This is a genomic window from Streptomyces sulfonofaciens (assembly GCF_014656295.1).
In the GTDB taxonomy this organism is placed as follows: Bacteria; Actinomycetota; Actinomycetes; order Streptomycetales; family Streptomycetaceae; genus Streptomyces; species Streptomyces sulfonofaciens.
On sequence record NZ_BNCD01000012.1, the window covers coordinates 45,247 to 64,148 of the forward strand.

Consider the following 18,902-nt stretch of genomic DNA (forward strand, 5'->3'; position numbering starts at 1 on the left):
TATGGAACCGTGGGAACTGCGCCGCGCGGTCGAGGCAGGCCGGGCGACCGCTTCGGAGCTGGGCCTTCAGGTCGACGATGTGGTCGTCATCCACAACTCGGACCGCGTCGCGCTCCGCCTGGTTCCCTGCGATGCCCTGGTCCGGGTCGCACCCTCGGCGCACCTGGCTGATTCCGAGTTCGAGGTGGAGGTTGCGCACCGTCTCGCGGGCGTCGACGCTCCGGTGGGCGAGCTGGACCCGCGGATCGATCCTCTGGTCCATGTGCGTGATGCCTTCGCCATCTCGTTCTGGACCTACTACGAACCCGTGGGGTCGGGGATCGCGCCGGGCGACTACGCGGACGCGTTCGCACGGCACCACGCAGCCCTGCGTCGGATCGATCTGGACGCACCGCACGTCACCGATCGGGTCGCCGTGGCGCTGAGGGAGGTGAACGACCGGCAGCGGTCCCCCGAGCTGCCCGATTCCGACCGGGAGCTCCTCAGCGACACACTCGGCGGTCTGGGCGCCGCGATCGGCATCGGCCGAGCAGGCGAGCAGTTGCTGCACGGCGAGCCGCACCCGGGCAACCTCCTGAACACGAGGAGGGGGCCGCTCTTCGTGGACCTCGCCACGTGCTGCCGCGGGCCGATCGAGTTCGATCTCGCCCATGCGCCCGAAGAGGTGGGAAAGCACTGTGCGGGGGCCGACGACGAGCTGATCCACCAGTGCCGCGCCCTGAACTGGGCGCTGTTCTCGGCCTGGCGCTGGCGCAGGGACGACCACATGCCCGACCGGGGCCACTGGAGGGCGGAGGGGCTCAACCAGGTCCGTACTGCACTCGGTCGCCGCGGGCGTGGCTGAACCGGAGCCCGAGGGCGCGTCGGGAGCGGTGCCGCCGGTCAGGACGCGTCCCGTGCTGGATGCGACCGCGGCCAGGGCGCTGTCCCGTGCAGCCTCGTTGATGACCGGCCCGACCTGGCGCGTTCCGCGCGCGTCACCTCGCCGCGTGCCTCGGTGATCGGCTTGCCGACCTCGCGGGAGACCAGGTCGGCTAGCCGGTCGGAGGCGGCGGCGATGTCGTCCGCGACCCGGGTCAACGCGCTCGCGCGCTCGGGTGCGGGAGTGTGCGCCCAGTCGCGGCCCGCGTGAGCGGCGAGTTCCAGCAGGGCCGGGAGCCGGTCGGCGGGGGTCGCGGGGACCTCGGCCACCGTCTCCCCGGGTGCGTGCGGGTTGGTGCTGCGTACGGTGCTCATACGGGACTCCTGTGCGGGCGGGTTCACGGCTGGTAGGCCGCGAAGACCTTGTCCGACACGAACAGGTGCGACCCCACGAACTCCGACCAGGTCGGCACGGGGCGGCCCAGTTCGCCCATGGCACCCAGCAGCGCCCACCAGTTGAGCAGTTCCTGCTGGCCGGCGGCCTCCGCCTGGGCGAGGCCGGTGGACCGCCACACGTCCAGGTCGCCGTCCACCAGGGCCTGGTACAGCCGCCGGTCGGCCGCGGTGTCCGGGAAGAGGTGGTGGGTGGACTCCACCAGGAAGCTGTGCGACCAACTGGAGGAGGCGATCAGTGCGACACGCCACGGGCTCTCGGCCGCCGCACGGGCGACTGCCGCGCCCATCCGCATGACGCGCGAGGGCGAGGGGCTCGGCGGGTCGAGCTCGCGGACGTCGCCGAGGGCGCTGATGTTGCCCTGGTAGCTGATGACCCGGCGGCCGTAGCAGTTGATGGGGAAGGCCACGACGGGGTAGTCGAAGCCCTTGCGCTCGTAGTCGAGGTAGAGGACGGTGTTGAGGAAGGCGTGGGCGAAGCCGGGGTGGTGCAGCGGCTGGTAGGCGTAGCTGACGTCGATGTCCTGCTCGATCAGCGATCCCGCGAAGTACCTGGCCGCCTCACGGTGCCCCCTGACCAGGACCTCGTGTTCCTTCGGCTCGTTCCACACGTTGCGCTCGCCCATGACGTTGGACGCGGCCGAGTGCTCCCACGGCCGGACCGTCAGATCCTCGTAGGCCAGCACTGAGTACGGCGGAACGAGGTCCTCGCGGAAGTTCTCGTACTGGTCGTCGCCCCAGATCAGAACGACGTCGGGGTTGAACTCGTCGAGCGCCTTCCGTGCCCTGGCGAACTGCGCGACCAGGGCGTCGCGATGACGGCGGCCGGCCCGTGCGCCCTCGTCCGAGGACCACTCGGCGCGGGCCTCCGCGGGCCAGTTGGCCGGGTCGCGGGCCTCCGCGGGCAGTAGGGGGTCGCCGAGGGCCCGCTGGAACACACGGGTCAGGTTCTCGTTCGTGCCGCTCAGCGGCGGGTAGTGGGTCACTCCCAGACCGAGTACTTCTGCCATGGTCTTCACCCTTCGGGGCTGGTGGTGTGGTGTGGTGTGCGGGGGCGGGTGGGCCGGTCAGTCGAGCAGCGACTGCCAGCGGCGCCAGAACGCACGCATCTGGAGTTCGTCGCTGGCGAGGCTGGGCTGTCCCGTGTGCTCGCGGTGCATGCCGCGTGAGATGTCCGACCAGGCCACGTCCGGGGCGGTGCGCAGTCCTGCCTGGCACGCCTCGCAGGCTTCGAGGTCGTCGGGGGTGGCCAGTCCCGCGGGTCCCTGGAAGGCGATGTAGCTGTCCAGGCGTCGCGCGCGCAGGTCCGGGTCCTCGCCGGCCGTCGCCAGGGACCACTGGTAGATCTTGGTGTGACCGGCCGAGGTGGGTGTGATCGTGCGGATCACGATCCCCATGATGTCGTTGATGATCAGGTTGGGGAACACCAGCAGGTTGCGGTCGGTGTGCCCGATCATCTCCGCGCGCTCGGGTCCGTAACGCTCCACCAGCTCCTGGTACTTCGCCTCGATCCCCGGGCGGTTGTGCTCGCCGAGCGCCGGCGCCCAGCGGGCCACGGGCCGGGCCCAGGGGCCGTGCACCCGGATGACGGCGTGACCGTTGCCCAGGTCCACGGCCTCGGTGGCGTCATTGCGGTCGAGGGTGTTGCCCTCGTGCTGCTCCAGGTACGTGAAGTACGTCTTGTGCAGCGGCAGCAGGTGGTAGCCGTCCAGGCTGTTCTCCACGAACAGTTTCCAGTTGGCGTCCATGGAGTACTCGTGGACACCGGGCACGACCTCGAGGTCGTCCGCCTGGTCGGCCACCAGGTCGATGTACTCGGCGGCACCGGCCAGGTACGTCTTCAGGTCGACCGCGTCGGGGTCGAAGCAGACGAAGTGGAAACCGCGGTAGCTGTCGACCCTGGGCGGTGACAGCAGCCCCATGCCCTCCCGGTCGAAGTGCTCGCCGTACCCCTCGTCACCCGGCACGCCGTTGAGCGCGCCCGTGCTCGCGTACGTCCAGGCGTGGTAGAAGCAGCTCATACCGCGGGCGTTGCCCTCGGGCACCCGGCACACCAGCGCACCACGGTGCCGGCAGGTGTTGTACAGCACGCGCCGGACCCCGTCGTGGCCGTGCCAGAAGATCAGCGGCCGGTTGCCGACGTCGCGGGCCCTGAAGTCGCCGGGGCGCGGAATCTCCGACTCGTGCCCCACATAGAGCCAGCACCGGGCGAACACCGAGGCCATCTCCCGCTCGTACACGGCGCTGTCGACCAGGGTCGTCCGGTCGACGCGGAAGGTGCCCGCCGCGACGTCCTCGACCACCCACTCCTTCGCGGACGCGGTACGTGTAGCCCAATCGTGGTTCACGGTCATGGTCAACGCCTCCTTCGGCGAGGACGGGACGGGTCAGAGCAGCACACTCAACTGCCCGCCCGCCGATTCGATGCTGTGGTCGAGGACGGCCCGCCGGCGCATGATCAGCCAGTCGGGCTCCGTGCCCGACCTGGGCACGAGCGTGTGCTCGTACACACCGGCGTAGCGGTCGACGACCCCGCCGCGGACCCGGACGACCTGGAAGACGCTGCGCACGTCCAGCCCGTCCAGCCGCTGCCAGACGCGGACGTTGCCGATGTGGCGCCGTGTGCGGGAGCGGGGGCTCTCGGCGTGGGCGTGCTTGCTCTTGAGCCGTTCGACCCGGCCGGCGAGGGTGGGCACGGTGTCGTGCACCAGGTGCAGCGTCGTCGCCGGGTCGCCGCCGAGGTCCTCCGGCGTGGGGACGAGGTAGACGGCGTCCGGGTGGAACAGGGACAGCCACGCGTCGAGGCGCCACTCGTCCAGCAACGCGGCCTCCTCGAAGAGGAACTGCGACACGGCACAGATGAGAGCGGGCTCGCGCACCGCCCTGGCGGCGTCGGCCGGCGCGGTGCGAGCGATCACCGGGGACGTGAGACCGGTGGGGATCATCGAATCGACTCCTGGGTCGGGGTGCGGGGTTCGCCGCCGCCGTCCCCGGCCGTGAGCAGTTCGGCCAGGGCAGCGGGGCGGGACCAGAAGGGGGAGTGCGAGGAGCGCAGGTGGTCCACGCGCGCACCGAAGCGGTCAACGGCCGTCCGAGCGCCCCAGCCGCCCGAGACCGCGCGATCCTCCTCGCACACGACGTACCTGGTCGAAGAGGGGACCCCGCCCTCCCAGGGGGTCGTCTCGCCCAGCACGGTGGCGGCCTGGGGCCGCAGCCGGGCGGCTGCTTCGGCCGCCTCCTCCGGTGGGCAGTCGTGGTAGAAGAGCTCTGCGGCGGTCTCCGGTGCCCAGTGGCTGCGGCCTCGTTCGTCCTTGCGCTGCCGGGGCAGGAACGTGGTGTAGAAGTCCTCGGCCATCGGCCGGGACCCGGCCAGTTGGTCGCGCCAGCTCGCCCCCGGCAGCGGCAGCAGACAGGCGAGCAGCACCAGTTCGCGTACCGGCCGCCGCTCGGCGTACACCGGGGCGATCAGGCCGGCCATCGAGTGCGCGACGAGCACGGTGGAGCCCGGATCCGCCACGTGGGCGTCGATGGCGCGCAGATAGGCCTCGCTGTCGGCGGCCGGGTCGTCCGAGGGCAGTTCCACCGCGACGGCCCCGTGCCCCCGTGCCCGGAGTTCGGGCAGGACGCGGTCCCAGCACCATGCGCCGTGCCAGGCCCCGTGCACCAGGACGAACGTACTCATGACGAGGCCCTGGCCGCGGCAGCCTGCTTGTCGGCGAGGACCGTGCCCCCGGCCATGATCTCGCCGGCGTCGACCTCCACGACCCACACCCGCACCGCAGCCTCGGGAGTGCCCGTGGCCCGGGCGGCGGCCGCCGACACCTCGCGCAGCAGCTCCCGCTTCTGGTCGGCGGTGCGTCCCTTGGCCATCGTGATCTGGATGAACGGCATTGTTCCGGTTCCTTTCAGGGGGTCGCGGTCACCGGGCGCGCACGCTGACGCCGCCGAGTCGGCTGAAGTCCGCGCTGACGCAGTCGCCCGACCGCAGCGGCACCGCGGCGGTCAGACCTCCCGACAGCACCAGCCAGCCGGGCTTGAGCGCGGTGCCGCGCCGTCCGGCCGCGTTGGCCATCCACGCCACCGCCTGCGCGGGATCGCCGCAGACCGCCGCGCCGGCCGCGGTCGCGACCTGCTTGCCGTTGACCTGGAGCAGGCAGCCCAGCAGGGACAGGTCCCCGGACGGTTCGACGAACTCGTTGCCGAGCACGAACAGGGCGGAGGAGGCGTTGTCGCTCACCGCGTCCTCCAGGGTGAACTTGAATGCCTGGTAGCGGCTGTCGATGATCTCCAGGCCGGCGCAGACCGAGGCGGTCGCGTCGAGGACGTCACCCGGGGTGATGCCGGGGCCGGCCAGTTCCTCCTTGAGCACGAAGACGATCTCCGGCTCGACGCGCGGGTGGATCAGCGTGGACAGGTCCACCGGCGCGGTGGCGTCGTGGAGCATGCCCGACGTGACGAAGCCGTACAGCGGGTTGTCCACGCCCATGTCGATCTGCTTCGCCCGCGAGGTCAGGCCGAGCTTGCCGCCGATGATCCGTTCGCCGCGCTCCTCCTTGGCCCGCAGCACCTCGCGCTGGACGAGGTAGGCGTCGTCGACGGCCAGGTCCACGTCCCGGCTCAGCGGGAGGACGTCGGTGCGGGTGTCCTCGGCGGTGATCAGGCGGGCCGCCAGGCCGCGGACGTCGAGGGTGGTCGTCGCCTTGGGCACGTTGCCGCTCATGCGAACACCACTCCCACCGAACCGACCTGTCCGAAGTCCGCGCGCACGTGGTCGCCGGGGGAGACCGGCAGGGCGCGGGTGCAACTGCCGGGAAGCACGACGGACCCCTCGTCGAGGGTCACGCCGAACTCACCCAGCTTGTTGGCCAGCCAGGCGACGGCCGAGACGGGGTTGCCCAGCGCGGCACCGGTGGCCCCGGTCTCGGCGATCTCGCCGTTGCGGCGCAGGACGACGCCGAGCAGCCTCGGATCGATGTCGCGCACGTCGGTGGCCGTGCCGCCCAGCACCACGCGGGCCGAGGAGGCGTTGTCCGCGATGGAGTCGTGGACGGTGATCTCCCAGTTCCGGATCCGGGAGTCGATGATCTCCAGACTGGGCGTGACGAACGCGGTGGCCCGCAGCACGTCGGCCACCGTCACCCCCGGCCCGCCGAGCGGACGGTCCAGCACGAAGGCGAGCTCGGGTTCGACCCGGGGCGCGAGCAGGCTGCCCGCGGGGACCTCGCTGCCCTCCAGGAGGAACATGTCGTCGAGCAGGACGCCGTAGTCCGGCTCCGAGACGCCGAACTGCTCCCGCATGACGGCGGCGGTCAGACCCACCTTGTGGCCGCGCACCCGGGCGCCACCGGCGATGCGCTCGGCGATGACCGCCCGTTGCACCTCGTAGGCGGCCGGGATGTCGAGACCGTCGTACGTCTGGGTGAGCGGTGTGATGGGCGTGCGGCTCCGCTCGGCTTCGGTGAGCCGACGGGCGGCCTCCTCCAACTGGTTCTGATGCATGCTCGGAGTCTCTCCAGGGCTATGAGCAGGAACAATCAAGTCGGCCCACCGAGTGGACCGCAGCGGTGAGCGGTGTGCCCGGCGCGGTGAGCCGCGCCTGACGGAGGGTGGCGGCGCCCGTCGGGGGCGCGGGGGACCGCGCGGCCGGGACGACCGCCCCCGCACGGCCGGCCCGCCGGGCGCCCCCTATCGGGGCTGGTCCGTGGAGTGCCCCGGGAAGAGCGCCGCCTCCGGGTTGATCACGGTCATGGCGTTGTTCACGGCGGTGGCGGCCTCGCCGAAGCCCACGGCGATCAGCCGCACCTTGCCCGGATACTCGGTGACGTCGCCCGCGGCGAAGACGCCGGGCACGTTCGTCGCCATCCTGGTGTCGACGAGGATGTGGCGGTCGCGCAGCGCGACGCCCCACTCGGCGAGCGGGCCGAGGTCGGCGACGAAGCCGAGCGCGGCGACCAGGGTCTGGCACGCGAGCCGGCGTTCGTTGCCCTGTTTGTCGGCGACCCGCACGCTCTCCAGCGCAGGGGTGCCGCCCGCCTCGACGACTTCGTGCTCGACCAGGACCTCGATGGACGGCGACGCCATCAACTGCGCCACGCTGTGCTCGTGGGCGCGGAACCGGGCCCGCCGGTGGACCAGGGTGACCGACCTGGCCACGCTGTCGAGTGCCAGGGCCCAGTCCACGGCGCTGTCACCACCGCCGACGATCACGACATCCCTGTCGGCCAGGTCCTGCGGACGTGTCACGAAGTACATCAGGCCGCGGCCTTCGTACGGGCCGCCCGCAGGCAGCTCACGCGGGGTGAACGTGCCCACCCCCGCGGTGACGACGACCGCACGGCACATGACCCGGCTGCCTGCCGAGGTGGTCAGCGTCAGCACGCCGCCGTCGTCGCGGTGCAGTTCCACCGCCTGCTGGCCGAGCAGGTACAGCGGCCCGAACGGCGCGGCCTGGCGCGTCAGGCCGTCGATGAGGTCCCTGCCGCGCACCGAGGGGAAACCCCCGATGTCGTAGATGGGCTTCTCCGGGTACATCGCCATGACCTGGCCGCCGGGCTGCGGGAGCGAGTCGATCACGGCCACGCGTAATCCGCGGAACCCGCCGTAGTAGGCCGCGAACAACCCGGCCGGTCCCGCGCCGACGATGACGAGATCCACCACGTGGTCCCGGTCAGATGGGTCAGCCATCCCTCACTCCTAGCGTCGTTCATGGTCACGTCGGAATCGTGAGCAGCCGGCACCCGGACGACGCGACGGGTCCACTGCGTGGACCCCTGGTCGCCACCGTCCTCCGGCACCGGCTGCGGTGCCGCCGTCCTCAGTGGAAGACGGACTTCGGCTGCTGGTACCGCGCCAGGGCGTGCGGGCCGAGTTCACGCCCGATGCCGCTGCGCTTCACACCACCGAACGGCGCGCCCGGATCGGGGAGGTAGCCGTTGATGCCCACGGAACCGGTCCGCATGCGCCGGGCGACGGCACCCGCGCGCTCGGGGTCCGCGCTCCACACGGTGCCGGCGAGGCCGTACTCGGAGTCGTTGGCCAGGCGGACGGCCTGTTCCTCGTCGTCGTAGGGGATGACGGAGAGCACCGGGCCGAAGACCTCCTCCCGGGCCAGGCGGCTGCCGTTGTCGACGTCGGCGAAGACGGTCGGTTCGACGAACCACCCCTTGTCGAGGCCGGCGGGGCGGCCGCCGCCCACGACGAGGCGGGCGCCGTCGGCCCGTGCCTGGCCGATGCGGCCCACCACGCGGTCCCGCTGGGCACGGCTGACCACGGGCCCCATCTGGGTGTCGGGATCCAGCGCGTCGCCGACACGCAGGGAGGAGGCGAGCGCGGCGAAGGCGTCGACGACCTCGGCGTACCGGGAGCGGGGGGCCAGGACACGGGTGCTGAGGAAACAGGTCTGGCCGTTGTTCAACAGCGTCGCGGAGTAGAGCCGTTCGCCCATCACGGAGAGGTCCAGGTCGGCGTCGTCCAGGACGATCGCGGCGGACTTCCCGCCGAGTTCGAGCGTGACAGGACGCAGCAGAGGTGCGCAGATCTCGGCGATGCGCCGGCCCACGGCGGTGGATCCGGTGAAGGCGACCATGTCGACGCCCGGGTGACCGACCAGGTAGGCAGCCGTCCCGGCCGTCACCGGGAGCAGGTTGAGGACACCGGGCGGCAGCCCGGCCTCCGCGGCGGCCTCCATCAGGTGGAACGCGTCGAGCAGCGTGCTGGGCGAGGGTTTGAGGATCACCGTGCAGCCCGCGGCGAGCGCGGGCGCGTACTTGGTGGCCGCCAGGCTCTGCGGGAAGTTCGACGGTGGTATCGCGGCCACCACGCCGACGGGCTCCTGGTACACGGTGGTGGTGCCGGCGACCACGTGCGGTCGACTCTCCTCGAACGGTGCGGTGCGGGCCAGTTCGGCGTAGTACCGCACGATCACACCGGTCAGCCATGATTCGAGCTGGCGCGAGACGGTGATGGGCATCCCGTTCTGGGCGGAGACGGCACGACTGATGAGCTCGGCGCGCCGTTGCAGCGCGTCGGCCAGCCGGTCAAGGGCCTCACCGCGCCGCGACGGCTCCCAGTGGGCCCACCCGTCCGGGGCGTCGAAGGCCGCACGGGCCGCCGCGACTGCGGCGTCCGCGTCCGCCCTGCCGCCCAGTGCGACGGTGCCCAGCACCTCCTCGGTGCTCGCGGACAGCAGGGTGATCCGCTCCTGTTCGCGCCCGGGGCTCCGGGACGATGCCCAGTGACCGTCCAGGTACAGCGACTCCGTTGTGTTCACCGCAGGGGCCTCCTGAGAACGGCGGACGCGACGGTGCGCCCACGTGGTCCGGCCGCGGCGTCCCATGCCGTCGGCCGGTGGTGGTGGAGCGAAGGTGTTGCCGTGGTCGGTGCGGGCGCCCGTGCGGACCGGTGCCGTGGCACGGCGTGGTCCCGAGCGGGGGCACCCCGGACGCCCGGCGCGGCACTGGCGGGCGGCGATGGTCGGGCGGTGCGTTCCGCTCGCCGCCGCGGTGCCGCGCTGCCCACTCTCGGGCCGTGCCGAGGACGGAACAAGGTCATCGGTTCACTGCCCGGACCGCTCGTCTTCCGGCCCGCCGGGCGCCTGGGCAGGCTGGGCGTGCCGTCCCCGGTGGGAAGGGCGAACAGCCCCGGTGGGAAGAACGAGCAAGAGGATGTGCACGCCCATGGCACGCGCAGGACATACGACAGCCTCAGCGGACACGGACACGGACACGGCCGTCGGCACGGCACGTGGCGGGGCATGGGCCGCGCGGCAGGCGTCACTGCTGCTGGCCGCCCGCCGCCAACGCGTCCTGCTGGAGCCCCTGTCCGAGAGGGAGCCGCTCGACCTCGGCGATGCCTACCGCATCCAGGACAAGGTGAACGAGGCCCGGCTGCGCAGTGGCGACCGGCCCGCCGGCTACAAGCTCGGGTACACCTCCAAGCCGATGCGGGAACAGATGGGCGTCAGCGCGCCGAACCACGGTCTGCTCACCGACCGGATGCTGCTGCCCAACGACGGCACCACCGACCCCGCTCTTCTCCAGCCGCGGGTCGAACCCGAGGTGGGGCTCGTGCTGGGCCGGCCGCTGGCCGGCCTCATCACCCGCCACGAGGCACTGCGGGCCGTGAAGTACGCGGCGGCCTGTCTGGAGGTGGTCGACTCCGTCTGGGCCGACTACCGGTTCACCGCCGAGGACAACACCGCGGACGGCTCGTCGGCCGCCCAGGTCGTGCTCGGGCCGCTGCTGCCGGTCCTACCGCACTCCCTGGCGCACACCGGCGTCGTCCTCCACCGCAACGGTGTGACGGTGGCGACCTCGTCGGCCGCGGCCGCCTCCGGGAACCCGATCGACTCACTGGTGTGGCTCGTGCACCGGCTCCACGAGCAGTCGACCGGTCTTGAGCCGGGCATGCTGGTGATCACCGGCGGGCTGACCCCGGCCGTCGAGCTCGCCCCCGGGGACGTGGTGGAGGCCGAGTTCCAGTCCGGGTGCAGGGTCGGCGTCCGACGCCTGCCGCACACCCGCAACGCCACGCGTGCACACACCCGTGACGCCGTGCGTGACGGTGGCGTCGGCTGATGCCCGCGCCGCGGTCACACGTCGTCGACGGGGCCGTACAGCAGTTCCTCCGCCCGTTGCTGGTGCCGCCTGGGCAGTGCCTGGAGGGTGGCATGCGCGTTGACGGCCCGGGAGAGGGCGAGGGAGGTGGTGCGCACGGCGGTCGCGAGGCGCGGCAGCCCCATGCGGTAGGAGGGGCCGGTGATCGACAGGGCGACGATCGGCAGCCCCTCCGGATTGAGGACCGGCGCGGCCACGCACGAGACCTCCGGATGGCCCTCCTCGCGGTCGTAGGCGACACCGCAGTCACGGACCCGATCGAGCTCCTTGCGGAACAGGACGGGGTCGGTGATGGTGCGCGGGGTGCGTGGCGGCAGGCCCCCGGACAGCACACGCTCCACGACGGCGTCGGGGCTGAAGGCGAGAATGGCCTTGCCGAGGCCGCTGCAATGTGCCGGGAAGCGCTCGCCGACGCCTGAGGGGGCCCGATAGCTGCGGTGGCCGGCGAGCTTCTCCAGATACACGATGTCGGTGCCGTCGAGCACCGCGAGTTGCACGATCTCGTGGCTGTTCTCGTACAGGTCCTCCATGTAGGGCTGCGCCGTGTTGCGCAGCAGCCGGGAGATCTGCACGTGATGCCCCAGTTCGAAGGTGCGGAACCCCAGTCGGTAGCCGTAGACACCCCGGTCGAGCATGCGACGCTCGACGAGCTCGGTGGCCAGTCGGTGGACGGTGGCCTTCTTGAGACCGGTCCGCCGCGCCAGCTCGCTCAGTCCCACTTCGCCGGGCTCCGCGGCCACCTCGTCCAGGATGGCCATGACACGCCCGATGACGGACCGGTCCTCTTCTTCTCCGTTGACTCTCATGAGGTGTCTCCATCCGGTGCCGGGCGTGGCGCGGACTCAGCCGGCTCCGCACGGTCACCGCCGACGGATCCCGGCGGCTGAGCGGCGTTGCCCGATGACAAAGAGGTTGAAGAGATCGAAGGCGTCAGGGTGTGGAACGCGTGCATGCATGCGTGGAACACAACGGGTTTCCGGGTCACAGACCGAGCAGCCGTTTCGCGGTACCCCGTTGAATGGATTCGATCGCGGCCGCTCCGAGATGCGGTAGATGGTCGAGCAGGGCCAAAGGATCGTGCTGCATGAACGGCTTGTCGGATCCGACCACGATCCGGCCGGCCCCGACGGTGTCGATCAGCAGCTCCAGCAAGGGCGCCGAGAAGACGAGGAGGTCGTAGAAGATGCTCCGGGCGTACTCTGCGGGGTCGCGCGGCATCAGCACGCGGGCCCGTTCGTGGTTCTTCGCGATGAAACGCAGCCGGGGCAGCAGGCTGACCAGCGAGCCACCGCCGTGCGAGGCCAGCAGTCTCAGGTCGCCGGAGCGCTCCAGAACTCCTTCGGCGATCAGTCCGCCGATCGCCTGCCCGATCTCGTTGGGAAACGTCACGCCATTGCCGGCCATCGGATCGGAGAAGGTGGTGATCCCCGGCGGATGGAAGGCGTGGACGAACACCACGAGTCCCAGTCGGGCCGCCTCGTCGAAGAAATCGGCGTACCGCGGATCGTGCAGGGCGACGCCGGCGATGTTGCTGCCGATCTCCACACCGGACAGTCCGAGCGCCGCGATCCGTGGCAACTGGCCGCAGGCCACGTCCGGATCCTGCATCGCGGTGATGCCGAAGCCGCGGAAGGTGTCCGGGAACGCGGTCACGCCGGCGGCGATCCACTCGTTCACGGACGCGCAGTAGTCGGCCGTCGCCCTCGGTGCGCCCCAGTAGGAGAAGAGTTCCGGCATGGGGGAGAGCACCTGCATGTGCCCGGGGGGCAGGTGCTCGGCACGGTGCCCGAGGTCGTGCGCCGCGCGGGACACCGTGCGAAAGACACGCCCGGCGACCAGGACGTCGGCCGTGGCCTCGGCCCGCTCGACGAGAACGGGCCAGCGCTCGTCGCCGTCCGGGGCCGGCAGGCCCGCCGGGACGACATGCGTGTGCATGTCGATGACCCTCATGCCAGGTCCCTCTGCGCTGCGACCTTGGGGGTGTCGACGCCGACGACGCCGGTGCGGCGTGAGCCTCCGGGATTGCCGAGGGCCGCGCCACGCCCCGGGAGGGGCTCGGCGAAGAAAGCAGCGTTGTCCGCCACCCACGACGCGTCCGGGTCGCCCCGCAGGGTCGAGGAGATCGCCTCCACCGGGCAGACCGTCTCGCAGGCGCCGCAGTCGATGCATTCGGCAGGATTGATGTAGAGCTTTCTGTCGCCCTGGTAGATGCAGTCCACGGGACACTCCTCGGTGCAGGACTTGTCCATCTCGTCGATGCAGGGCTGGCCGATGTAGAAAGGCATGGGGGGTCTCCTGGGAATGCGGCACTTTGCAGGGCGGAGCCGACCGGTGTCGGGGAACGGTGCGGCCGCGGAAGGGGGCCGCCCGCGTACGGCTGCGGGTTATTCGTCTCAGCGCTGGTTCCGCCGTCGACCGGAACACACACGGCTGACGGGGCTTCTCGTGCCCGGTCGGCTCAGGTCGTGACGGCCGTGGCGACTGTGGGCAGGACAACGGTCGTGTCTCAGCGGCTGCGGCTTCATCGCCCACTCCTTCGGCCCGGTCACATCCAGGATCACCTTGGGCGACGGCGCCGTGCGGCAGCAATGACATCGGTCCACTCAGCGGTCCCCGTGCTCCGTCGCGCGACGGAGCGCCGCACACGGCGGGGGAGAGATCGCACCCTCAGGCGCGAATCGCTCCCGCTGACGCGGATGGGCCTTGAGGGTCACGCGCACCGGAGGCAGGCGCAGTCAGGTGGTGACCGGCGTGGTCAGGGTGATGAGCGGTGCCGATGGGCGGTACGGACCACGGAGTGACCGTAGCAGATGGAATGAACGTTCTGTATACTGCCGTCATGAAGGAGACCACGGCAGGGAACGCCGCAGTGGGGACCAGGCCGCCGTCGGCAGCGCGGGAGCGCTTGCTGACGACGGCGAGCAGGCTCTTCTACACGGAGGGGATCCGTGCTGTCGGCGTCGACCGCGTCATGGCCGAGGCGGAGGTTGCAAGGGGCACGTTCTATCGTCACTTCGAAGGCAAGGACGATCTGGTGCGGAGCTACCTGGAAGCAAAGGACATGGGCATCCGGACCCAGGTGGCCGCCGCGACCCGTGCGACGGGAGGCGGAGCCGCCCTGCTCCACGGGATCGCGCACTCCATCGGGGAGGACGTCTGCGGTCCGGGCTTTCGCGGCTGTCCCTTCATCAACGCTGCCGCTGAGTACCCGCAACGGGAACACCCGGTGCACCAGGCCGTGTTGGCCCATCGCGCCTGGTTCCACCAGGTGGTCGAGGACGCGTTCAGGAGTGTCGGGCACTCGGAGCCCGAGCAGTCGGCAGCCACCATGGTTGCCCTGCGGGACGGAGCGATGGTCGCGGGCTACCTGAACGACGCCGGGGCCGCGGCCCGCACCATGGTGCACGGCGCGGCCATGCTCATCGCCGCGGGCTGATCCGGTCCGCGCCGGACGCGCACCGGGCGGTCGGATAGCGGCCCTCGCGCAGGCAAGGCTGCGGCAGTCGTGCAGGCCGGCTGCGGCACTCGCGCAGTCCGAAGCCCTTCGCCCCATCCCCGCCCTTGTGGCCGGGGTGCTCCCGGGTCGCACGGCGCGGCCGGGAGTGCCCGCGGCGCGCGGCAGTCCTGCCCGCCGTCGAAACCCGGCCGGAACCCTCGTCGCGCACCCCGTACGACCGGCTTCCTGCCGCGGCGGCCCGAGGCCGTGGTGCGCGGCGCAGCCGGGGGCCGGCGGCCTCGCCTCGAAGGCACTGGAGGCTGCGCGTTCCGCCGCGGTGCTCCCGCCGGAGGCCGGTCCGCCGTCCTTCGGCCCCCGACGCGTCGCCGCCACGCTCGACGGCCACCGGAGCGGCTGTCGCCATGACCGGCCGTGCTGCCCGGAGCGGCTGTCGCCATGTCCGACCGTGCCGCCCGATCAACTGCCGCGTGCCCTCGGCGCCCGCTCGTTGATGCGCGGAGCAGCCGCCTTCCACCCTTCGCGTGACCGTGTGCGAAGCATTCGCCGCCTGTGACCGCGGCTGCTGGCGCACGGCCCCTTCCTGGTCGGTCGACCCACCGCTCGGTGGCGTGCCCGCCCCGCACGGAACCCTCTCTGCCTCGACGGCATCGACACACCGCGCCGCCGCCGGCCTCCCTCCGCAGATGGCCGGGCGGTCCGGCGCGGGCGGACGGTCGAGCAGCCCGGCACGGGCCGACGACCTGTCAAGGGCCATGACCCGGTGCCTTCCACCGGAGTCCGCAGTCACCCCTGAAGGCCCACGCTGTCCCTGCGGCCCGGTGAGTGACGTGGGTCACCCGCCGGCGTCTTGTACCCGGCTCGGAGTCTGCTAGCCTCTGTATAGAACGTTCTAGTCACTGGGACGCCGCCTCCGATCCGGTCGAAGGTGAGAAAGGGCCGACGGGCGACACCCTGCGCCCAAGCGGTAGTTCCTGCTCTCAGGCACACGTCCATCGTGGGCCGTGGCTTCACCTGCAATTCCACACAGCACTTCCGGTACTCACGGGGCCGCTTCTGCCCCTTGACACCGTTCGCGCCGTTCCTGCGTTGGCAGGAAACCCAAACGCCCCCATCACGCCAGGAGAATCCCGTGATCAGCCGCCGTACCTTCCGTGTTTCCGCCCTCGCCGCCACAGGCGTCGCCATTGCCGTCGGAATGACCACATTCGCGTCCGCCGTGCCTTCGCGGTACGCCACCTCCGACACGAAGCCGACCGTCGTTCTCGTCAACGGGGCCTGGTCCGACTCGGCAAGCTGGAGTGGCGTGATCGACCGTCTGCAGTCCAAGGGCTACACGGTCACCGCCCCTCCCACGGCTCTGCGCGGCCTCTCCGACGACTCCACATACCTGGCCTCCTACCTGAAGACCATCCAGGGGCCCATCGTCCTGGTCGGGCAGTCGTACGGCGGGTCCGTCATCACCAATGCGGCCACGGGCAACACCAACGTCAAGGCCCTCGTCTACATCTCGGCCTTCGCGCCGGACAAGGGGGAGAGTGCGGCTCAGTTGGCAGGGAAGTTCCCCGGTAGCCACATCACCGACGACCCCACCGCGCCTGTTCCGACCGCACTCAACGCGGTGCCCTACACCCTGGCCGACGGCACCGGTGGAGTCGACCTGTACGCCAAGGCGGACAAGTACCGGGACCTGTTCCTGAGCGGCCGCCTCGACGACAAGACCGCCGCCGAACTCGCCGCCACACAGAACCCCATCGCGCTGCAGGCCCTGGGTGATCCCTCTGGTGTGCCGGCTTGGCTGACCATTCCCTCCTGGTACCTGGTCTCCAAGGACGACCACCTGATCCCCCCGGCAGCCGAGAGCTTCATGGCCGCACGAGCCCACTCCCACACCGTCGAGGCCGACACGCCCCATGCCGCACAGGTGACCGACCCGGGCATCGTGACGAACCTCATCGAGCAGGCCGCCAAGGCTGCTCACTGACGGACCCCGGGGGCGTGGCCGGGTCCTTTCCGCCGGGCGGCTTCCGGTGGGGGAGGGGCCGGTCCGCCGGGTGCTGCCCCTGGCTGTACGGGCTGCCGGCCCGAGGGCCGCTCTCAGGGAGCGCTCCGGATCGGCCGTGGAGCCGACGTACCGCCCGAACCGGTGGCTCTGTTGAGCGAACGCCCTGAAGTGCCGCTGGTCCCGGCCCTGTGGCCGTGGCGGTGGATGGAACATGTGATGGAAACAAGGAGTGATCAGTCATGAGTGGAAAGTTCGAAACGGTTACCGAGATCGATCGGCCCATCGAAGAGGTCTTCGCCTTTCTTGCGGACGGGACGAACGATCCCAAGTTCAGCCCTCGGGTGCAGCAAATCCAGAAGAGCCCGGCCGGGCCCACGGCGGTCGGCACGGTTTTTCGGAGCACCGTCAAGGATGCGGGTATGAAGTCGAAGCGTGAAATGGTGATCACCGAATTCGAGGCCCCTTGGCGGATCCGCTGGGCGGAGACCTCCAAGAACTCGGTGACCACCCCGGAGGGCGGCTACGACCTACAGGAAACCGCGAGCGGTGGGACACGGGTTCGCCTGTTCAACTCCCTTGAGGGGCACGGAATCGGAAAGCTGCTGGTGGGCTTCGCGCTCAGCGCCGTCCGTAAGGACGCACCGGCCCTCGGCGAGCGGATCAAGAAGGCCGTCGAAGCTTCCTGATCGACTTCGGATGCGGTTGCCGGCGGTCAGGGACCGGACGTCCGATCGCGTCCGGTTGCGTCGCGGGTGACGAGCCCTGCCTGCGGGCGGCAGGGCCGGCACCGGCCGGCAGGCATCGGTGGGACGGAGGCGACCGGGGCGGACGCCTGCGCCCGGTCGCACGGCAGGGCCGGATCGCCGATGGCCCCGCCTCCGTCGGCGAGCGACACCACCAGGTCGACCGTGCCACCGCTCGGGTGGGTCCCGGTGCCGGGCGGCCGAAGCCGGTGCAGTACGTCGATGCAGGCCCGATGAGCCGCGGTGCACCGTCTCGTCGGGCAGGCGCCGTTGCCGTGCGGAGGCCGGGGCGGAGGTGGAGACGAGTGCAGTGGCAACCATATGGTTTACCGCTCAACCAAAATGGTTTATGCTTCAACTGGTTAGTGGTCGGCGAGTCAACTGCCGGGCACAGCAAGCCTGTTACTCAGCCCATGGCCGTACGCGAGCGCTCAGGGAGTGTCAGTGGTGGACCCGAGCTGCTTGCGCAACCGGCGGGGCAGCGGCGAAGCCCCCGGTGCGGCGGAGGAGTACCCGACGCACCCAACGTGCCCGTGGCCCTCGGCGCCCCGGAGTGCCGGACGGCCACTCATCGGGAGCCGCCGAAGGCAAGCGCCCGTCAACCGCGACCCGGCCGTCGGCCCGGGCCGCCCGAACCACCTGCGGAGGATCCATGAACACCGAGTCCGGTGAAGCTGCGAACTCGAATCGGCGAGCGTTCCTGAGGCGTGCGTCCGTCGCCGCTGCCGTGCCTGTGGCGGGCACCCTGCTGGGCGGGGCGCTGGCTTCCCCCGCGGCGGCTGCCGAAGCATCCGACCTGCCCGACTACGCGCCGATCCCTTCGGCGTCGCTCGGGCCGGCGCTCAACGCGGACGGTTACTTCGTCGGCCAGATCAAGGGCAACCTCTACTGGGTCACCGATGCCTACTACCAGGCCATGTTCCTGACCACGCGGGAGGGTGTGGTGCTCGTCGACGCACCCCCCACGATCGGGCACAACCTGTTGCGCGCGATCGACGATGTGACGCGAGCCAACGGAATGCCGTCCCAGGTCACCCATCTGGTCTACTCACACTCCCACGCTGACCACATCGGGGCTTCCGCCCTCTTCGGCAAGCAGGTGATACGGGTAGGCCACAGCGAGACACGTCGCATCCTGCGCAGGGCGGCGGACCCCAATCGCCCGGAACCCACGGAGACGTTCGACGACAACTACGTCCTCACGGTGGGCGGGGAACGCCTCGAACTCGCCTACCACGGTCCGAACCACTCGCCCGACAACATCTACATCTACGCCCCCGGCCAGGCGACGTTGATGCTTGTGGACGTGCTCTTCCCCGGGTGGGTCCCCTTCAAGAACCTTGCCGTCTCCGAGGACATCCCCGACTGGATCAACGCCCATGACATTGCTCTGGGTTATCCCTGGAAGACGCTCGTCGGCGGGCACCTCGGCCGACTCGGGGTTCGGGCCGACGCCGTTCTCCAGAAGCAGTACATCACCGATCTGAAGGCCGAGGTCACCTCCGTCATCGGATCGCTCGACCCGACGCCCTATTTCCAGAAGTACGGGACGACCGGCAACTCCTGGGCCATTTTCAAGACCTATCTCAATGCCGTCGCCGAGCAGGCGGCCGCCCCCGTCACCAGCAAGTACGTCGGCACATTGGCTGCTGCGGATGTCTTCACCGTCGACAACGCCTCCGTCCTGCTCGAATCGGTACGCATCGACAACGGCATTCTGGGTCCGTTCGGTATCCACGCGTAACCGCAGGGGAAATCCCAGGAGGTGATCG

19 protein-coding genes are annotated in these 18,902 nt (G+C 70.7%); 6 read left to right on the top strand and 13 right to left on the bottom strand.

Going from position 1 to position 18,902, the window contains the following annotated elements; translation table 11 throughout:
- Window position 1 precedes the first annotated feature (1 nt).
- Window positions 2-844: a phosphotransferase gene (locus tag IE313_RS19985; RefSeq protein WP_189934121.1), complete on the top strand. Its 843-nt coding sequence runs from the start codon at window positions 2-4 to the stop codon at window positions 842-844.
- A 38-nt stretch (window positions 845-882) separates the two neighbouring features.
- Here IE313_RS19985 and IE313_RS19990 read toward each other — a convergent pair whose 3' ends face one another.
- The 10 genes from IE313_RS19990 to IE313_RS20035 all read right to left on the bottom strand — a co-directional run bounded on the left by IE313_RS19990 (window position 883) and on the right by IE313_RS20035 (window position 9,649).
- Window positions 883-1,236 (bottom strand): aldehyde dehydrogenase family protein, encoded by a 354-nt coding sequence (locus tag IE313_RS19990; RefSeq protein WP_189934123.1) that lies wholly within the window; start codon window positions 1,234-1,236, stop codon window positions 883-885.
- A 23-nt stretch (window positions 1,237-1,259) separates the two neighbouring features.
- Entirely contained in the window at window positions 1,260-2,324 is a 1,065-nt protein-coding gene (locus IE313_RS19995; RefSeq protein WP_189934125.1) for a DODA-type extradiol aromatic ring-opening family dioxygenase, read from the bottom strand.
- Between the two features lie 57 nt (window positions 2,325-2,381).
- Window positions 2,382-3,668 (bottom strand): aromatic ring-hydroxylating oxygenase subunit alpha, encoded by a 1,287-nt coding sequence (locus IE313_RS20000; RefSeq protein WP_189934127.1) that lies wholly within the window; start codon window positions 3,666-3,668, stop codon window positions 2,382-2,384.
- 33 nt (window positions 3,669-3,701) lie between these two features.
- Complete coding sequence (locus IE313_RS20005; protein WP_189934129.1) at window positions 3,702-4,259, bottom strand: aromatic-ring-hydroxylating dioxygenase subunit beta; 558 nt, start codon at window positions 4,257-4,259, stop codon at window positions 3,702-3,704.
- Complete coding sequence (locus tag IE313_RS20010; protein ID WP_189934131.1) at window positions 4,256-4,996, bottom strand: alpha/beta hydrolase; 741 nt, start codon at window positions 4,994-4,996, stop codon at window positions 4,256-4,258. The genes IE313_RS20005 and IE313_RS20010 overlap by 4 nt, the downstream gene beginning before the upstream one ends.
- Window positions 4,993-5,205 carry a tautomerase family protein gene (locus IE313_RS20015; RefSeq protein WP_189934133.1) on the bottom strand — a complete coding sequence of 71 codons (213 nt, stop codon included), beginning with the start codon at window positions 5,203-5,205 and terminating at the stop codon, window positions 4,993-4,995. The genes IE313_RS20010 and IE313_RS20015 overlap by 4 nt, the downstream gene beginning before the upstream one ends.
- A gap of 28 nt (window positions 5,206-5,233) precedes the next feature.
- Window positions 5,234-6,034 carry a 2-keto-4-pentenoate hydratase gene (locus tag IE313_RS20020; protein WP_189934136.1) on the bottom strand — a complete coding sequence of 267 codons (801 nt, stop codon included), beginning with the start codon at window positions 6,032-6,034 and terminating at the stop codon, window positions 5,234-5,236.
- Window positions 6,031-6,813 carry a 2-keto-4-pentenoate hydratase gene (locus IE313_RS20025; RefSeq protein WP_189934138.1) on the bottom strand — a complete coding sequence of 261 codons (783 nt, stop codon included), beginning with the start codon at window positions 6,811-6,813 and terminating at the stop codon, window positions 6,031-6,033. The genes IE313_RS20020 and IE313_RS20025 overlap by 4 nt, the downstream gene beginning before the upstream one ends.
- Before the next feature lie 186 nt (window positions 6,814-6,999).
- Complete coding sequence (locus IE313_RS20030) at window positions 7,000-7,998, bottom strand: NAD(P)/FAD-dependent oxidoreductase (RefSeq protein WP_189934140.1); 999 nt, start codon at window positions 7,996-7,998, stop codon at window positions 7,000-7,002.
- A 130-nt stretch (window positions 7,999-8,128) separates the two neighbouring features.
- Window positions 8,129-9,649: an aldehyde dehydrogenase gene (locus tag IE313_RS20035; protein ID WP_189934142.1), complete on the bottom strand. Its 1,521-nt coding sequence runs from the start codon at window positions 9,647-9,649 to the stop codon at window positions 8,129-8,131.
- 340 nt (window positions 9,650-9,989) lie between these two features.
- Between IE313_RS20035 and IE313_RS20040 the strand changes: the two genes are divergently transcribed.
- Entirely contained in the window at window positions 9,990-10,889 is a 900-nt protein-coding gene (locus IE313_RS20040; RefSeq protein ID WP_189934144.1) for a 2-keto-4-pentenoate hydratase, read from the top strand.
- Window positions 10,890-10,903: 14 nt separating this feature from the next.
- On the opposite strand, the gene IE313_RS20045 is transcribed toward IE313_RS20040, so the two are convergent.
- The 3 genes from IE313_RS20045 to IE313_RS20055 all read right to left on the bottom strand — a co-directional run bounded on the left by IE313_RS20045 (window position 10,904) and on the right by IE313_RS20055 (window position 13,213).
- Window positions 10,904-11,734 (bottom strand): IclR family transcriptional regulator, encoded by an 831-nt coding sequence (locus tag IE313_RS20045; protein ID WP_189934146.1) that lies wholly within the window; start codon window positions 11,732-11,734, stop codon window positions 10,904-10,906.
- 175 nt (window positions 11,735-11,909) lie between these two features.
- A complete protein-coding gene (locus IE313_RS20050; protein ID WP_189934148.1) occupies window positions 11,910-12,878 on the bottom strand; it encodes an amidohydrolase family protein in 969 nt (322 codons plus the stop codon).
- A complete protein-coding gene (locus tag IE313_RS20055) occupies window positions 12,875-13,213 on the bottom strand; it encodes a ferredoxin family protein (protein ID WP_189934151.1) in 339 nt (112 codons plus the stop codon). The genes IE313_RS20050 and IE313_RS20055 overlap by 4 nt, the downstream gene beginning before the upstream one ends.
- 554 nt (window positions 13,214-13,767) lie before the next feature.
- On the opposite strand from IE313_RS20055, the gene IE313_RS20060 reads away from it, so the two are divergent.
- The 4 genes from IE313_RS20060 to IE313_RS20075 all read left to right on the top strand — a co-directional run bounded on the left by IE313_RS20060 (window position 13,768) and on the right by IE313_RS20075 (window position 18,874).
- Window positions 13,768-14,364 carry a TetR/AcrR family transcriptional regulator gene (locus tag IE313_RS20060; RefSeq protein WP_189934153.1) on the top strand — a complete coding sequence of 199 codons (597 nt, stop codon included), beginning with the start codon at window positions 13,768-13,770 and terminating at the stop codon, window positions 14,362-14,364.
- A 1,216-nt stretch (window positions 14,365-15,580) separates the two neighbouring features.
- Window positions 15,581-16,366, top strand: a complete 786-nt coding sequence (locus IE313_RS20065; RefSeq protein ID WP_189934155.1) for an alpha/beta fold hydrolase — start codon at window positions 15,581-15,583, stop codon at window positions 16,364-16,366.
- 260 nt (window positions 16,367-16,626) lie between these two features.
- Entirely contained in the window at window positions 16,627-17,073 is a 447-nt protein-coding gene (locus IE313_RS20070) for an SRPBCC family protein (protein WP_189934157.1), read from the top strand.
- 709 nt (window positions 17,074-17,782) lie between these two features.
- A complete protein-coding gene (locus IE313_RS20075) occupies window positions 17,783-18,874 on the top strand; it encodes an MBL fold metallo-hydrolase (protein ID WP_189934159.1) in 1,092 nt (363 codons plus the stop codon).
- Window positions 18,875-18,902: the final 28 nt, after the last annotated feature.

Excerpts from the sequence above, each read along its gene's own strand:
- IE313_RS20075 (WP_189934159.1), top strand. The coding sequence starts at position 17,783 with ATGAACACCGAGTCCGGTGAAGCTGCGAACTCGAATCGGCGAGCGTTC.
- IE313_RS20005 (WP_189934129.1), bottom strand. The coding sequence starts at position 4,259 with ATGATCCCCACCGGTCTCACGTCCCCGGTGATCGCTCGCACCGCGCCG.
- IE313_RS20055 (WP_189934151.1), bottom strand. The coding sequence starts at position 13,213 with ATGCCTTTCTACATCGGCCAGCCCTGCATCGACGAGATGGACAAGTCC.
- IE313_RS20065 (WP_189934155.1), top strand. The coding sequence starts at position 15,581 with ATGACCACATTCGCGTCCGCCGTGCCTTCGCGGTACGCCACCTCCGAC.
- IE313_RS20045 (WP_189934146.1), bottom strand. The coding sequence starts at position 11,734 with ATGAGAGTCAACGGAGAAGAAGAGGACCGGTCCGTCATCGGGCGTGTC.
- IE313_RS20030 (WP_189934140.1), bottom strand. The coding sequence starts at position 7,998 with ATGGCTGACCCATCTGACCGGGACCACGTGGTGGATCTCGTCATCGTC.
- IE313_RS20060 (WP_189934153.1), top strand. The coding sequence starts at position 13,768 with ATGAAGGAGACCACGGCAGGGAACGCCGCAGTGGGGACCAGGCCGCCG.
- IE313_RS19990 (WP_189934123.1), bottom strand. The coding sequence starts at position 1,236 with ATGAGCACCGTACGCAGCACCAACCCGCACGCACCCGGGGAGACGGTG.
- IE313_RS20020 (WP_189934136.1), bottom strand. The coding sequence starts at position 6,034 with ATGAGCGGCAACGTGCCCAAGGCGACGACCACCCTCGACGTCCGCGGC.
- IE313_RS20025 (WP_189934138.1), bottom strand. The coding sequence starts at position 6,813 with ATGCATCAGAACCAGTTGGAGGAGGCCGCCCGTCGGCTCACCGAAGCC.
- IE313_RS20050 (WP_189934148.1), bottom strand. The coding sequence starts at position 12,878 with ATGAGGGTCATCGACATGCACACGCATGTCGTCCCGGCGGGCCTGCCG.
- IE313_RS20040 (WP_189934144.1), top strand. The coding sequence starts at position 9,990 with ATGGCACGCGCAGGACATACGACAGCCTCAGCGGACACGGACACGGAC.
- IE313_RS20000 (WP_189934127.1), bottom strand. The coding sequence starts at position 3,668 with ATGACCGTGAACCACGATTGGGCTACACGTACCGCGTCCGCGAAGGAG.
- IE313_RS20010 (WP_189934131.1), bottom strand. The coding sequence starts at position 4,996 with ATGAGTACGTTCGTCCTGGTGCACGGGGCCTGGCACGGCGCATGGTGC.
- IE313_RS20070 (WP_189934157.1), top strand. The coding sequence starts at position 16,627 with ATGAGTGGAAAGTTCGAAACGGTTACCGAGATCGATCGGCCCATCGAA.
- IE313_RS20015 (WP_189934133.1), bottom strand. The coding sequence starts at position 5,205 with ATGCCGTTCATCCAGATCACGATGGCCAAGGGACGCACCGCCGACCAG.
- IE313_RS19985 (WP_189934121.1), top strand. The coding sequence starts at position 2 with ATGGAACCGTGGGAACTGCGCCGCGCGGTCGAGGCAGGCCGGGCGACC.
- IE313_RS20035 (WP_189934142.1), bottom strand. The coding sequence starts at position 9,649 with ATGGGACGCCGCGGCCGGACCACGTGGGCGCACCGTCGCGTCCGCCGT.
- IE313_RS19995 (WP_189934125.1), bottom strand. The coding sequence starts at position 2,324 with ATGGCAGAAGTACTCGGTCTGGGAGTGACCCACTACCCGCCGCTGAGC.